General features: G+C 45.7%; 14 protein-coding genes. 7 read left to right on the top strand and 7 right to left on the bottom strand.

The genetic code is table 11. The features are described 5' to 3' along the window. Positions 1 to 7 precede the first annotated feature (7 nt). The 3 genes from FQV28_RS10605 (at position 8) to FQV28_RS10595 (ending at position 2558) form a co-directional block, all read left to right on the top strand. A complete protein-coding gene (locus FQV28_RS10605; RefSeq protein WP_146496314.1) occupies positions 8 to 358 on the top strand; it encodes a YojF family protein in 351 nt (116 codons plus the stop codon). A gap of 13 nt (positions 359 to 371) precedes the next feature. Beyond that, on the top strand, positions 372 to 1061 hold the full coding sequence (gene bshB2, locus FQV28_RS10600; protein ID WP_146496312.1) for a bacillithiol biosynthesis deacetylase BshB2: 690 nt from the start codon (positions 372 to 374) through the stop codon (positions 1059 to 1061). A 144-nt stretch (positions 1062 to 1205) separates the two neighbouring features. Beyond that, on the top strand, positions 1206 to 2558 hold the full coding sequence (locus FQV28_RS10595; protein ID WP_146496310.1) for a YjiH family protein: 1353 nt from the start codon (positions 1206 to 1208) through the stop codon (positions 2556 to 2558). A gap of 37 nt (positions 2559 to 2595) precedes the next feature. Here FQV28_RS10595 and FQV28_RS10590 read toward each other — a convergent pair whose 3' ends face one another. Continuing rightward, entirely contained in the window at positions 2596 to 3540 is a 945-nt protein-coding gene (locus FQV28_RS10590) for an L-threonine 3-dehydrogenase (protein WP_146496308.1), read from the bottom strand. A 444-nt stretch (positions 3541 to 3984) separates the two neighbouring features. Between FQV28_RS10590 and FQV28_RS10585 the strand changes: the two genes are divergently transcribed. The 4 genes from FQV28_RS10585 to FQV28_RS10570 all read left to right on the top strand — a co-directional run bounded on the left by FQV28_RS10585 (position 3985) and on the right by FQV28_RS10570 (position 7592). Beyond that, positions 3985 to 4815 (top strand): amino acid ABC transporter substrate-binding protein, encoded by an 831-nt coding sequence (locus FQV28_RS10585; RefSeq protein WP_146496306.1) that lies wholly within the window; start codon positions 3985 to 3987, stop codon positions 4813 to 4815. Continuing rightward, complete coding sequence (locus FQV28_RS10580; RefSeq protein ID WP_146496304.1) at positions 4802 to 5503, top strand: amino acid ABC transporter permease; 702 nt, start codon at positions 4802 to 4804, stop codon at positions 5501 to 5503. Before FQV28_RS10585 ends, FQV28_RS10580 begins: the two co-directional genes overlap by 14 nt. A 35-nt stretch (positions 5504 to 5538) precedes the next feature. After that, complete coding sequence (locus FQV28_RS10575; protein ID WP_146496302.1) at positions 5539 to 6288, top strand: amino acid ABC transporter ATP-binding protein; 750 nt, start codon at positions 5539 to 5541, stop codon at positions 6286 to 6288. 119 nt (positions 6289 to 6407) lie between these two features. Further along, a complete protein-coding gene (locus tag FQV28_RS10570) occupies positions 6408 to 7592 on the top strand; it encodes a M20 metallopeptidase family protein (RefSeq protein WP_146496300.1) in 1185 nt (394 codons plus the stop codon). Between the two features lie 189 nt (positions 7593 to 7781). On the opposite strand, the gene FQV28_RS10565 is transcribed toward FQV28_RS10570, so the two are convergent. The 6 genes from FQV28_RS10565 to FQV28_RS10540 form a co-directional block, all read right to left on the bottom strand. Beyond that, positions 7782 to 8972: a glycine C-acetyltransferase gene (locus FQV28_RS10565; protein WP_146496298.1), complete on the bottom strand. Its 1191-nt coding sequence runs from the start codon at positions 8970 to 8972 to the stop codon at positions 7782 to 7784. Positions 8973 to 9066: 94 nt separating this feature from the next. Next, positions 9067 to 11181 (bottom strand): immune inhibitor A domain-containing protein, encoded by a 2115-nt coding sequence (locus tag FQV28_RS10560; RefSeq protein WP_146496296.1) that lies wholly within the window; start codon positions 11179 to 11181, stop codon positions 9067 to 9069. Between the two features lie 219 nt (positions 11182 to 11400). Further along, complete coding sequence (locus FQV28_RS10555; protein ID WP_146496294.1) at positions 11401 to 12534, bottom strand: bifunctional cystathionine gamma-lyase/homocysteine desulfhydrase; 1134 nt, start codon at positions 12532 to 12534, stop codon at positions 11401 to 11403. Next, positions 12531 to 13466: a PLP-dependent cysteine synthase family protein gene (locus FQV28_RS10550; RefSeq protein ID WP_146496292.1), complete on the bottom strand. Its 936-nt coding sequence runs from the start codon at positions 13464 to 13466 to the stop codon at positions 12531 to 12533. Before FQV28_RS10550 ends, FQV28_RS10555 begins: the two co-directional genes overlap by 4 nt. Positions 13467 to 13477: 11 nt before the next feature. Next, positions 13478 to 13951 carry an S-ribosylhomocysteine lyase gene (locus FQV28_RS10545; RefSeq protein WP_186763845.1) on the bottom strand — a complete coding sequence of 158 codons (474 nt, stop codon included), beginning with the start codon at positions 13949 to 13951 and terminating at the stop codon, positions 13478 to 13480. A 34-nt stretch (positions 13952 to 13985) separates the two neighbouring features. Next, the gene (locus FQV28_RS10540; protein WP_146496288.1) at positions 13986 to 14636 is read right to left on the bottom strand and encodes a class I SAM-dependent DNA methyltransferase; all 651 of its coding nucleotides are present in this window, start codon (positions 14634 to 14636) and stop codon (positions 13986 to 13988) included. Positions 14637 to 14697 lie beyond the last annotated feature (61 nt).

The raw sequence follows: 14697 nt of genomic DNA, 5'->3' as shown, positions 1-14697 counted from the left end.
GAGCATTATGGAATTAGTCGAAGTAAAAAAGTTGCAAGTTCAGCTGGATGCTTTTGCAGGAAAAGATGTGTATTTACATCTTGAAACAACTAACGGGTCTTATGCCACCCATTTTAACGAAGGTTTTTTTAATGCAGGCGCATTTATCCGCAATGTCGTGATCAATTACGAACTTGGCAAAGTGGTTGGCGAAAGCCCGCACCGTGTTGGCTTGAAACTGCCGCATGGCTGGGTCTATGCACAAGGCATCACTCATTATGAAATGGACGAACATGGCAGATTGCTGCTTGCTGGACATGACGGATCAGGGAAATTGGCGGTGGCGCTTGAAATTAGCGAAACACCGTTCAGTTATTAAGGAGGAACGAAACATGGCACTTCCAGAAGAACGGCACGTACTTGTTGTCTTCCCTCACCCGGACGATGAAGCGTTTGGAGTATCGGGAACAATATCAACATATATTAAACAAGGAACTCCGGTTACATATGCTTGTCTCACGCTCGGTGAGATGGGGCGAAACCTCGGAAATCCGCCATTTGCGACGCGGGAATCCTTGCCGGAAATCCGGAAAAAAGAATTGCAAGCGTCCGCTGACGCTATGGGACTGACTGATTTACGCATGATGGGGCTCCGGGATAAAACAGTCGAATTTGAAGACGACGAAAAAATGGTCGGCATGATGACCGATTTGATTACCGAGTTGAATCCTTCACTGATTATCACGTTTTATCCAAATCTGTCTGTTCACCCGGACCACGAAGCGACTGCCCGCGCTGTCGTCAGAGCCGTACGCCGCATGGAAAACCGCCCGAAACTCCACTGCGTCGCTTTTGCGAACAATACACTTGAAGTGCTTGGGGAACCCGACATAATCCATGATATGAGCGCTGTTCGCGACCAGAAAATGGGGGCGATGAAAGCCCATATTTCCCAAACTGCTTGGATGCTTGAAGAAATGGAGCATAAACTGGCACAAGGCGATATGGACACCGAAAACTGGCTGACTCGTGAACGCTTTTACAATTATCGCTGGGACGAAGATTTTGAGGAAACATTTTAATAAAAAACGCGGTTTTCTATCCGAAAACCGCGTTTTTTATATTAATATTGTAATTACACCGTTAAAAGTATGCGCTTTCATCAAGAAAATCATGTATACTCTGAAGAGTTACATTTTTATTTCATTGGAAAAGGGGAATCATTCGTGAAAAAGTATCCACTATCAACATGGCTATTATTTTTAATTCCTTCACTATTAGGCATTCTGTTGTTTATCGTGCCCGTGCCAACTGCAGATGGCTGGGTCGTGACAGTTGCCTTGCTGGCGAATTTACTGGCCAGCGAAATTGAAGCCTATGCCCCTTGGATCATGATGGCTATTATGATCATTGCAGCGCTTGGCTCACTTGTATTTATCACAAGGAAAGTTAATGAAAAACATCACGTTTCGTTCCTTGATAAATTGTTCAATGTCAATTTGTTTTGGACCATCGTCCGTATCCTTGGAGCAATTTTTGCCATCATGGTCATGTTCCAATTCGGCCCTGAGGCTATTTGGAGTGAAAATACAGGCGGACTTTTATTGTCAGCTGGTGGGCTTCTTGCCTTCCTCTTCACCATCTTCTTGTTTGCCGGTTTATTATTGCCGCTCTTGATGAACTTTGGACTACTGGAGTTTTTCGGGACTATGATGGTGAAAGTCATGCGCCCGTTATTCCGCCTGCCTGGCCGGTCTTCTGTTGACGCGCTCGCGTCTTGGGTAGGAGACGGGACCATCGGTGTGTTGTTGACAAATACCCAATACATTCAAAACAAATACACGCAACGAGAAGCTGCTATTATCGGAACAACTTTTTCTGTTGTTTCAATTACGTTCGCAATCGTCGTTATCCAGGAAGTCGGGCTTGCCCAATACTTCTTGCCGTATTATGGTACGGTCATTTTAGCTGGAATTGTGCTTGCTCTTATCATGCCGCGAATTTATCCGTTAGCCAAAAAGCCGACAACGTTCATGAATGGCAAACAACAGGATACAAAATCAGAAGCGGTTCCGGAAGGATATAACGTCTTTTCCCACGGGCTTGAAAGCGGATTGGAAACAGCAGAAAAAAACCGTTCAATTGGTGAGTTTTTCAAAGACGGCTTTAAAAATGTATTGGATATGTGGATTGGTGTGGCGCCAGTCGTTATGGCTTTCGGTACGGTCGCATTGATTTTAGCAGAGTATACATCCGTATTTGCAATATTAGGTGCCCCATTTGTGCCTTACTTGAACTTGCTAGGCGTTCCGGAAGCAGCAGAAGCTGCACAACTCATGGTCGTCGGTTTTGCCGATATGTTCTTGCCGGCAATCCTTGCGGCAGACATCGAATCTGAAATGACGCGTTTTGTCGTAGCAACAATGTCTGTTACGCAGTTGATCTACATGTCTGAAGTTGGCGGATTGCTCCTGGGATCAAGAATACCTGTGGGCATCCTTGACTTGATCGTTATTTTCCTGCTCCGCACTATCATCGCTTTGCCGATTGTTGTCGGCATCGCCCACTTATTGTTTTAAAAAAAGAACCCTGCGCAAAATTTGCGCAGGGTTCTTTTTATACATTCTGTAATTTAATTTTCAACTTTTCCAGCATGTCCACTGTCATGGCATCCAAATCATATTGGGCTTTAAAGCCCCATTCTTGTTCAGCCGCAGAAGCATCGATACTATCCGGCCAGCTATCAGCAATTGCTTGGCGAACTGGATCTACCTCATATGAAATTTTAAACTCTGGAATGTGCTTGCGTATTGATGCCGCAATTTCTTCTGGTTCAAAACTCATCGCTGTGACATTGAAAGAGTTGCGGTGTTCTAAGCGGGAAGCGTCCGCTTCCATCAAATCGACAATTGACTGCAATGCATCCGGCATATACATCATGTCCATGTAAGTTCCATTTGCGATATATGATGTGTACGCCTGTTTTTCAATTGCCTTATAATAAATATCCACTGCGTAATCTGTCGTGCCGCCGCCTGGCTGCGCTACATGCGAAATCAATCCGGGGAAGCGTAAGCCGCGCGTATCGACGCCGAATTTGTGGAAATAATAATCGCACAATAGCTCGCCGGCCACTTTGTTGACGCCATACATTGTTGTCGGGCGCTGCAACGTATCTTGCGGGGTATTAACTTTTGGAGTTGACGGGCCGAAAGCGCCGATTGAGCTAGGCGTGAAAAATTGCATGCCGAGTTCACGGGAGGCTTCAAGCGCATTCACCAATCCCCCCATATTCAAATTCCAAGCAAGCAATGGTTTTTCTTCTGCTGTCGCTGACAGCAAGGCCGCCATATGCATCATCGTATCTGCTTTAAAATCTTTCGCTAAGTCGTACATCCGTTGAGCATCCGTTACATCAAGCAATTGGAACGGTCCGTTTTCTAACGATGCCGGCCGGATATCGGTTGCCAAGACATTGTCGACTCCATATATCCCTTGTAATTTCCCAACCAGTTCAGAGCCGATCTGCCCTAATGCCCCTGTGATCATAATACGCTTCATCATTCAAACCCCTTCCGAATAAGAAAACAATTGTCCTCTGTAAAAATACACTCATATTGAGATAATTGCTGATTTCACGCCATTTACTATGATGTCATTATAAATTGTTCTTTTTAAAAACACAACGACTTTTGTGATTCAGATAGTTGTACTTTGAAGAACAAAAGGCTGTTTTTAGCTAATATACTAATTTCAAACTATTTAATTGAGCTGGCGAATAAGGGGTGCTATAATAAAACAGCCCTAAAAGCCAAGTGTTTATGGGCTCTTTTTTGTCTTATTAATAGGGTTTTCCACCCTTTAAACCTACTATTCCACTCTGCTTAGTTTAACCGTTTCTTTCTACTAAAAAAGGGTATAAAAAATAGGAGTATGAATTTGGAGCAAAGGAATACGGGAAGCGGTCTATTAACAAAAATTCTATAGGAAATAGAGGAGATCAAAATGAAGAAATTCAGCTTATTATTACTATTGCTGGTAAGTGCAGTTGTTTTGCTGGCTGCTTGCGGCGGAGGTTCGCCACAAGAAGACCCGACAACAGACGGAGCGACAGGTTCGGGCAGTTCAGAACAAGATGTATTGGCGAAAGTTCAAGAAGAAGGAAAATTGGTTGTCGGTACTGAAGGGACCTACCCTCCTTTCACTTTCCACGATGATTCCGGTGATTTGACTGGATTTGACGTGGAAATCGCCCGTGAAGTCGGAAAACGCCTTGGCGTTGAAGTGGAATTTTTGGAAACGCAATGGGACGCTATCTTTGCCGGACTTGACGCAGGCCGCTTCGATATGGTCGCGAACCAAGTCGGGATCAATCCTGAACGCCAGGAAAGTTATGAGTTCTCAGATCCGTACATCACTTCAAAAGCGGTACTAGTAGTAGGAAAAGACAATACAGAAATCCAGAGCTTTGAGGATTTGGAAGGCAAATTGTCTGCCCAGTCTTTAACGAGCAACTATGCAGAAACTGCCCGTTCTTTCGGAGCTGAAATCGAAGGCGTTGAAGGCTTCAACCAAGCGATCGAATTGCTTAACTCTGGCCGTGTCGATGCAACAGTCAACGATAGTTTGACTGTCTTGGACTTTTTGAACCAGCGTCCTGACGCAAACATCCAAGTTGTAGACGAAGCTGACGATGCAGCACAAAGTGGTTTATTGTTCAGAAAAGGCAGCGGCGCCATCGTTGAAGAAGTCAACTCAGCACTTGCTGAAATGATCGAAGACGGTACGTACGAAGAAATCTCCAACAAGTGGTTTGGCGAAAATGTACTTGAATAGTATTTTTTCGGATCCAGTCAGAACGGAGCGGCTTATGGACATTGCTCAATCAGCCTGGGGACCATTATTGGAAGGGTTGGTTCAGTACACAATACCTTTAACGCTTATCGCTTTTATACTCGGGCTCATTTTGGCAGTCATCACTGCCCTAGCCCGAATCTCTACCGTTAAAATTTTTCAGATTATCGCCCGGGTTTATGTTTCCATCATCCGCGGGACACCGTTGTTAGTCCAGCTTTTCATCTTATTTTACGGGTTGCCGACGGCCGGGATAGTCATTGATCCATTCCCGGCGGCAATCATCGGATTTTCCCTGAATGTCGGGGCATATGCTTCTGAAGTTATCCGGGCATCTATTCTTTCCATACCGAAAGGCCAATGGGAAGCCGCCAATACAATTGGCATGACGTATACGCAGGCGCTTCGCCGCGTTATCCTGCCGCAAGCGGCGCGCGTGTCCATCCCTCCCCTTTCAAACACGTTTATCAGTTTGGTCAAAGATACTTCACTGGCATCGCTTATTCTTGTTACGGAAATGTTCCGCATTGCGCAGCAAATTGCCGCAACGAACTATGAATTTCTATTGCTGTATGGGCAAGCTGCCCTCATTTACTGGGTCGTCTGCTTCTTGTTGTCGGTCGGCCAAGACAGACTGGAACACCGATTTGACCGCTATGTATCCAGATAATAAGAGCATTCAACAATTGCAGTAAGGAGCGAGCTATGATTTCCATTCGAAATTTACACAAAAGATTCGGCGAGCTTGAAGTGCTGAAAGGCATCGACCTCGATGTCCAAAAAGGACAGGCCGTGGTCGTCATCGGCCCTTCCGGATCCGGCAAAACGACGTTTCTAAGATGCTTGAATATCTTAGAGACGCCGACTGCCGGTTCGGTGACGATCGATGGCCAGACTGCCGACTTTTCAAAACCTTTTTCCAAAAAACAAGTGACGGCTTTCCGCAAGCAGTCTGCCATGGTTTTTCAGCATTACAATTTGTTCCCGCACATGACGGCGCTCGAGAACGTCATGGAAGGCCCGGTCATTGTCCAGAAGAAAGACAAAGCATCGGCCCGTAAAAAAGCCGAGCAATTGCTTGAAAAAGTTGGGCTTGGCGACAAGATGGACTATTACCCGTTCCAGTTGTCGGGCGGACAGCAGCAGCGCGTCGGCATTGCACGGGCGCTTGCTTTGGAACCTAAAGTGATGCTGTTTGATGAACCGACTTCAGCACTGGATCCGGAACTTGTCGGCGAAGTGCTGCAGGTAATGAAAGACTTGGCCTCAGAAGGCATGACGATGGTCGTCGTGACACATGAAATGCGTTTTGCCAAAGGTGTGGCAGACGAAGTCTTATTCATGGACGGTGGCAAAGTTGTTGAACGCGGCCGCCCTGAAGACGTGTTTGACAACCCGAAAGAGGCGCGTACCCGCCAATTCTTGAATATGATTGAAAAAACAGACGTGATTTAAAACTCGCTGCCAAAGCTGGCAGCGAGTTTTTTTATTGAAATGATTTCTTCGAAGTTTTTATGTATAATTATACTCACATTGCATTTAATATACTTTCTATATAAAGGAGCCGCTTATTCATGCAAACAATGCTTTTAAATAAAATCGATTCCCTCTTCGAAGAAATGATCGAAACGCGCCGCCATCTTCACATGCATCCTGAGCTGTCCCATCAAGAAGTCGAAACGCCAGAGTTCATTGCTAATAAACTAGAAGAAATGGGCGTAGAAGTGCGCCGCGGCGTTGGCGGAAATGGTGTGGTCGGCTATATACGGGGTGGCAAACCCGGTAGAACAATTGCTTTTCGCGCTGATTTTGATGCACTGCCAATTGATGATAAAAAAGAAGTTGCTTACAAATCGACTGTTCCTGGTGTCATGCACGCGTGTGGACATGATGGCCATACGGCTGGCCTTCTCGGATTTGCCAAGGCCATGGCGGCTGTAAAAGACGAATTGCCGGGCACAATCGTACTGATTCACCAATTTGGAGAGGAAGCGCCTCCAGGCGGCTCCCGCGCGATGATTGCCGATGGCTGCCTCGACGGCGTTAATTTGGTGTACGGGGCACATGTGCAAAGCAGTTTGGAACATGGCAAAGTGTTTGTCCGTGACGGCTTTTTGCAGGCTTCAGAAGATACGATTAAAATTGTTGTGCGCGGTTCTGGAACACACGGCGCGGAACCTCATCTCGGCGTGGATCCGATTTTGGCTGCGAGCCATATCATGATTGCACTGCAATCGATTGTCAGCCGCAACACCGATCCACTGCAGGAACTGGTCGTCACCATCGGCAAATTCCATGCCGGCGAAGCGGATAACGTCATTCCAAGCGAAGCCGTTCTAGAAGGAACAATTCGCGTTTTTAATCCTGAACTCCGCAAGCTCGCAAGTGAACGAGTGGCCGCGATTGCCGAAAATGTAGCACTTGCGATGGGTGCCAGCGCAGAAGTGATGATCGAAAGCGGCTATGATTCGTTATGGAATCATCCGGAAGCGACGGATATTGTCCGTACAGCTGCCCGCAGTGCGATTGGCGAAGAAGCCGTAATGGAAATTCAGCCGGTCATGCCGGTTGAAGATTTTGCTTATTATACGCAGGCAGTGCCCGGTGCGTTCTTCTTTGTCGGTGCCAAAATGGCTGAAGAGTCGCTCGTCTATCCGCATCATCATGAGAATTTTGATTTTAATGAAGAAGCGATGCTCATTGCGGCAAAAGTGTTTGCGGCGGTTTATATTGAAGCACAAACTAAAATGATTTTGTGATTCGGGAAAGTAAATCAGGCATAACGGAAAGTATTCAAGCTGAGTCGTAAAGTATTTTGTTCATTCCAGAAAACAAGTCCTTTTATTGGACATGAAAATCTGCGCCTGAAATTTTATGGAGCATGTTTTCTAATTCATAAGAAAAACCCGCCGGGCTGTTGTTATCAGCCTGGCGGGTTTTGACATTCTTTAGTTGATAACGCCAAGTTCTTTGCCGACTCTTGCATACACTTCGATCGCTTCATCAAGCATTCCTTTCGTATGCGCCGCTGTCGGCATGTTGCGTACGCGGCCCGTGCCTTTTGCTACTGTCGGGAAGACGATTGATTTTGCGTAGACGCCTTCTTCGAACAAGCGCTTCGAAAATTCCTGCGTCAATTTTTCGTCGCCAATGATGCAAGGCGTAATCGGCGTCTCGGAATCGCCGATGTTGAAGCCAAGCTCTTTCAAGCCTTTTTTCAAGTAATCGCCGTTGTCCCATAATTTGTCATGCAGTTCAGTGGAATCGATAATCATCTGCAAAGCCGAAATGATCGCTGCCACGTCTCCTGGAGTTACTGCTGTCGAGAATAAGAATGGACGCGAGCGGACGCGCAGCCAATCAATCAAGTTCTTTTTGCCGGCAACATATCCGCCGACCACGCCGACAGCTTTGGACAATGTACCCATTTGCATGTCGATTTCTTTTTCAAGGCCGAAATGCTTCACAGTGCCTTTCCCTTTGCCTGTAACCCCTGATCCGTGGGCATCATCCACATACGTGATCAAGTCAAATTCTTTTGCAATTTCCACGATTTCGGGAAGTTTCGCAATATCACCGTCCATCGAAAAGACGCCGTCAGTAATGACCATCACTTTTTTGTACAAGCCGGATTCTGTCGCTTCTTTCGCTTTCGCACGCAAATCTTCCATATCGGAATGCTTGAACGCAATGATTTTCGCTTTTGACAAGCGGCAGCCATCGATGATTGATGCATGGTTCAGCTGATCGGAAAGAATCGCATCATTTTTGTCCATCACCGCAGAAATTGCCGCCATGTTGCAGTTGAATCCGGATTGGTAAGAAATTGCCGCTTCCGTCCCTTTGAACTCCGCCAATTTCTCTTCCAATTTCACATGTAAATCCAATGTGCCGTTGATGGAGCGAACCGCTCCTGCGCCGACGCCGTATTTATCAATGGCTTCTTTCGCCACTTTTTTCAAGTCTTCATTTGTCGCAAGTCCTAAGTAATTGTTTGAAGACAAATTGATCAAGTCTTTGCCGCGGACTTTAATGACCGGTCCATTTGGTCCTTCCACTGGATCAACTTCGTTATATAAGCCTTGTTCTTTTAGTTCGCTTAAATTGGCATCTAAAAACGCATCTAATTTTTTCGACAATGTTCCTCTTCCTTTCAAAACATAATTCTGTACATGTCCTATCATACCGCAAAATTCAGCCAAAAGAAAAAGCGGACCGCAGTCCGCTTTTCTCTTACTGTTTGTTTTTGCTTTTGCCTTTGTTCGGCTTTTCTCCCTTGTACAGCACTTCATATGTGAATTCCTGCGCTTCTTTTTGTCCTGGCTTAGCTGCATAAGAAGTAATCATCTTCACATTGCCCTCGCGAAGTACCTGCTGCAAATCAAGAGCTTCCTTGTTTGTTACGTTGAAAGGATCCACATGGAAGACGCGCTCTTTGCCGTTTTTCTTTGTTTGAATGAACGTCGTTGTGAAATTCACATAGTCGCCTTTCAATTGGCCAAGTGATTGGAACGCATCCGTTGAAGTTCCGGCGTTTGAGAAATCTCCCAGCTTAACATTTCTGACAAACCAGCCGGCATTATTTGAGCCCCAATCCGTCAAGTTGCGGAATGAAACCAGAACTTCCTGGCCTGCATAAGCAGACAAGTCAAACGTTTCAGTCGACCAATCTTTATTTGTTCCAGTAAATCCTGGCACGTTTTCCTTAATTGTCGGATAACCTTCTTCCACTACGTCACTTCGCGTGTTTTCATTTTCAAGTGAGGTCCAAGTGTCTCCATTGTCCGTTGAAACTTGCACCATACCAAAATCCCATTGTTCTTCGATGTCGTAGTAATGGTCGAATGTCAAAGTTGCATTTTCCGCAGGAACCGTCGCACCAAAAATCAGCGCTTGGTCCGCTTCATCGCCGTTATTGGCATGCAGCACTTGCGCGCCCGAACCTTTAGGATCGGCAACTGTGCTCCATTGCAATGGAAGGAAATCAGCACCATCAAACTTTAAGCCGCGGACATCTCTTCCAAAATTAAATTCTTTGAAATCGCCGCCCCATGCAGGAACGCCTTCTTTTTCAAACGTTTTTGCACTTTCAAAATCGACGGTTTTGCCGCGGACTGCTCCAGTTGTGCCAACCGGCAAGCTGCGAAGGTCGATGCTGTCGATATCGTAATCGCTATCAACTTTTGAATGGTCTAAAGTCAATGCTGTCATGAAATCTTGGTAAATTTCAGTAAACGTTTTATCTGATCCGTATTTCTTAAGAACTTGGTCTACACTTGCCATGCCTTGGCTTGTCCCGTCAACCGCCAGTTCGCGGATAAATTCCTGTCCGAATTTGTCATACATATAAAGAGTAAACAAATATACTTGGCCGTAGTCCGCGATTGTTTCCGGACCTGTTTTAGCTGTTCCATGTTCATCCCAATTGACTAGCGAGTTTTCCGGATGATCCAAGTAGAAGTTGATCGATCCGGCATCGTGGCCATAGCCGCCTAAGAATTCTGAGAACGTAGACATTCCTTCGTTCAGCCATGTTTCTTCAGCGCCGTCATTGTCGGCATGGATCAAATGCTGCAATTCATGGATTGTCGTTCCAAAAAACGTCGATTCAAGGCGCGTTTCCCATGAATTCGTGTCGATAGTGATAATGTTGCGGTCAGTATAGTTCTCCAGCGTCTGCCAGAAGAAACCGGCTACAAAGAATGGATAAGACGGATTGTCCCATCCTTCATCCTGTACGTTGTCAACCAGCATGATCACTTTATCGGAACCTTCATAGTAATCTTCAGGAAGTCCTACCATTCCTGGCAGCGGTGATTCCGAACCGTCCAGCTGATCCGGCGTTCCGAAGAAGTCAGTCGCTTTCGGGTAAATGTTGCTGTCAAATTCGTCCCGCAACTTGTCGACTTGTGCCTGTGTCACTACGTCAGCCGGCTTTGAATTATTTGGTCCGTATGCTAAATCCTTTGCCACCCAAATTTCCACATTGTCACCAATGCTGCGGAGCGTAAATTCTTTTAAATCTAAGTTGCGGTTAAGGAAGTATTTGGTACCTTCATCTACTGTAAAGTTGCTATCAGCAGCAGTTTCGTTACCGCCAACAGTTTCGTCCGCCAGTTCGCCCACCTGTGCTTTTATTTTCTTTTCAGCTTCTTTCAAGAAATCAGCATCTTGAGAAAGCTGGTTTAGTTTTTGGTCAATATCAACACGTTCTCCGTAACGTTCACTGTTCCAGTCCTTTAACGAAGCTGTGGATACAGTTTCAGTCGGTGCAGCAGCTGCCGGCGAGTATAGAGATAATGCCAAAGCGCTTGCTGACAAGATTGACACCCATTTGCTCTTCTTCATATTCCTGCCCCTCTCATTACTATCAGAATTTTCCTGCTAATAAGTATATTATCAGCTCACATTCTTATTAAAAATAGGACAAATGTAATATTTCGTCTATCTAAGTAAAATATAGTTTATATATTTATTATTTTATTAACTATATGATTTAATTCTTTTTCGCTCTTTTCCATAAAAAAAGAGCCGCAGCAAGCTGCAGCTCTTCTACCTTTATTGCAATTATTGCAATGCGTTATTCAAGTCTTCCATCAAATCTTCCACATCTTCTATACCGACCGAAATGCGAACAAGGCCTTCAACAATTCCGAGCTCGCCGCGGCGTTCGACAGGAATCGATGCGTGCGTCATTTGAGCCGGAACTGATATTAGGCTTTCCACTGCACCTAAGCTTTCCGCAAGTGTGAAATACTTAAGTTTCGCAATGAGTTCACCCGCTTTTTCCTTGCTGCCAACATCAAATGAGATCATGCCGCCAAAACCGGTTGCTTGCTTTTGCATCAGTTCGCGGCCAACATGCGATTCAAGGCCCGGGTATATAACCAAGCCCACTTTCTCATGCTGATCCAGGAATTGCGCAATTTTCAGCGCGTTGGCGTTCGTTTCTTCCATGCGGATGCCCAGCGTCTTCAAACCGCGAATCAATAACCATGAATCTTGCGGTCCAAGCACCGCGCCAATTGAGTTTTGGACAAAGTGAAGCTGTTCAGCAAGTTCTGCTGTGTTTACAACTACCAGGCCCGCAACGACGTCACTATGGCCGCCGATGTATTTAGTGGCACTGTGCAAGACGATATCCGCACCGAGTTTGATCGGATTTTGCAGATACGGCGTCATGAACGTGTTATCGACAATTGTAAGGAGGTTTTTCGATTTAGCAAATTTCGCAACCGCTTCAATATCCGTCACTTTTAGCAGCGGGTTAGTCGGTGTTTCAATGAAAATTGCTTTTGTATTTTCTTGGACTGCAGCTTCAACCGCTGTCAGATCACCCGTGTCCACAAATGTAAACTCAAGGCCAAAGCGGTTTAAGACTTTATTCATCACACGGTAAGTTCCACCGTAGACATCATCAGTCAAAACGATGTGGTCGCCTGCTGAAAACATCATCATAACAGATGAAATTGCAGCCATCCCTGACGCAAACGCGAATCCTGCGTGGCCGTATTCGACATCCGCAATCAATTCCTCAAGCGCATGGCGTGTAGGATTGCCTGTACGTGAATATTCATAGCCTCTAAACTTGCCAACTGCATCTTGTTTATACGTACTGACTTGATAAATTGGCGTGGAAACGGCACCAGTCGTTTCGTCCCCAAAAATTCCGCCGTGGATCAATCTAGTTTTTGCTCTCATTTTTTATCCTCCTCGAACGTTCTTCCGTATATATCCTGGCTCATATAGCGTTCGCTCGAGTCGGCAAATACGGTAACGATATGGCTTCCAGGTTTTGCTGTTTCGGCTTCTCGCAATGCCGCAACATACGCGGCACCTGAAGAACTGCCTACAAGCAAGCCTTCCCTTTTAGCTAATTCTTTCAACGCTGAAAATGCTTCTTTATCAGTGACTGTATGGATTGAACCGAAAAAAGAAGAGTCCATGTAATCCGGCAGGAATTCCATGCCTATCCCTTCTGTCAGATGAGGACCGCTTTGGCCACCGTTTAAAATTGACCCTTCCGGTTCGACAATAGCTGTTTTAATGTCTTTATTTTTTGATTTCAAATACCGGGATGTTCCCATAAAAGTACCGCCGGACCCTGCACCCGCTACGAAAATATCAATTTTGCCGTCAAGCGCTTGCCAAAGTTCAGGCCCGAGTGTCCGGACATACGTTTCCGGATTGGCCGGGTTTGAAAATTGGGAAGGTGAAAAGGCATTTTCCTGCTCAGCCAACTCTTTCGCTTTCGCGATGGCGCCTTTCATGCCCGCTTCTGTCGGCGTGTTGATGACTTCCGCTCCAAGCGCGCGCATAAGCGCCTGCTTTTCCTGGCTAAACTTCTCCGGAACTATGAATTTCACTTTATAGCCTTTGCCGATTGCAGCAAGCGCTAAGCCGATTCCGGTATTGCCGGCAGTCGGTTCAATCATCGTTCCGCCTGGCTTTAATACCCCGCGGCGCTCCGCATCTTCAATCAACGAAATACCCAGGCGGTCTTTGACGCTGCCGCCCGGGTTAAAAAACTCCAATTTCGCAAAAATGCGGCACTGGTTCGGGATGTCCATATGTGTCAATTCCAGCAGCGGTGTATTGCCGATCAACTGCTGGATTCCTGTTGCAAATTTCATGTCCATTCTCCTTAAGCAGTTTCTTCTGCAAACACTTGACGCCACTCGTCTTTTTTCGCCAGCATTTCACGCGCCAATTCTTTTGCACCTTCTAAGCTGTGGCTGGCTGCCCAACCGCATTGCACTTCGTTGCAGGCTGGAACTTCATCTGCTTCAATCACATCTTTTAATGTATTTTCCAAAATTCTTAAAACATCATCATAGTCGTCATGATTGATGACGGATAAATAAAAGCCGGTTTGGCAGCCCATTGGCCCAATATCAATGATTTGATCAGAATGGTTGCGGCTATGCTCAGCCATCATGTGCTCAAGTGAATGAAGACCGGGCATATCCATATGCTCTTTGTTCGGCTGTTTGAAACGAATATCGTATTTGCGGATTGTATCGCCGTTGGCACCAGTTTTTTCGCCAGCCAAACGCACATATGGCGCCACTACTTTCGTATGATCCAAGTTAAAGCTTTCTACATTCATTTTTTTCATTCTGCCCATCTCCTTTTGGTTTGTTGGCCAAGCCTTACCGGCCGTTTTCGCTTTTCTTTGTCGCGTCGATCAACCAAACGTACTTGTTAAGCTGCGTGAATTCCACTGTGAAGCCTGCTGCTTCAATCAATTTCAGCATCACTGGCAGGGTTGTATAGTATTCGCGGTTCAAGTCTTCCACCAGGTTTACATGTCCACGCGTTTTTTCAAATTCAATTATTTCTTGTTGTGCTTCAACTGATTTGAACACCGTATCAGCAAAAACCACTTTCCCGCCTGCCGGAAGTTTTTTTGCGTATAGCTTGAATGCTTCCGCTTTCTCCTCGTCCGTCAAGTGGTGGAAGGCATATGTGCTGACAAATGTTTTGGGTTCAATCTCTATTGTAAAGTTTAAAAAGTCGCCGTCAAGAATAGCGACATCCGGCATTTTTTCCGCCGTGACTGTGCGCATCGCATTGTTTGGCTCAATCCCAATCACTTCCAACCCTCGAGCACGCAATTTTTCAGTTAAATTGCCTGTACCGACGCCGAATTCCACAACAGGGCCGCTGGCTGCATCTGCAACCGTCTGTAAAATCTCATTATATTTTAAGAAGACATCTTGGTATTCTTTATCTTTTCCGCTGACAGAATCATCATACGTATGAACCCATTCATCAAATATTTCTACGAATTCCAGACCCATGAAAACTATCCCCTTTGAGGTTATTTCTATAAACCCAATAGTATTACTCGGTTTTATTTAT

This window comes from Planomicrobium sp. CPCC 101079, from assembly GCF_007859275.1.
Lineage (GTDB): Bacteria > Bacillota > Bacilli > Bacillales_A > Planococcaceae > Planococcus.
The sequence above is the reverse complement of the archived record's forward strand: the minus strand, read 5'-3'. Positions and strand labels throughout refer to the sequence as shown.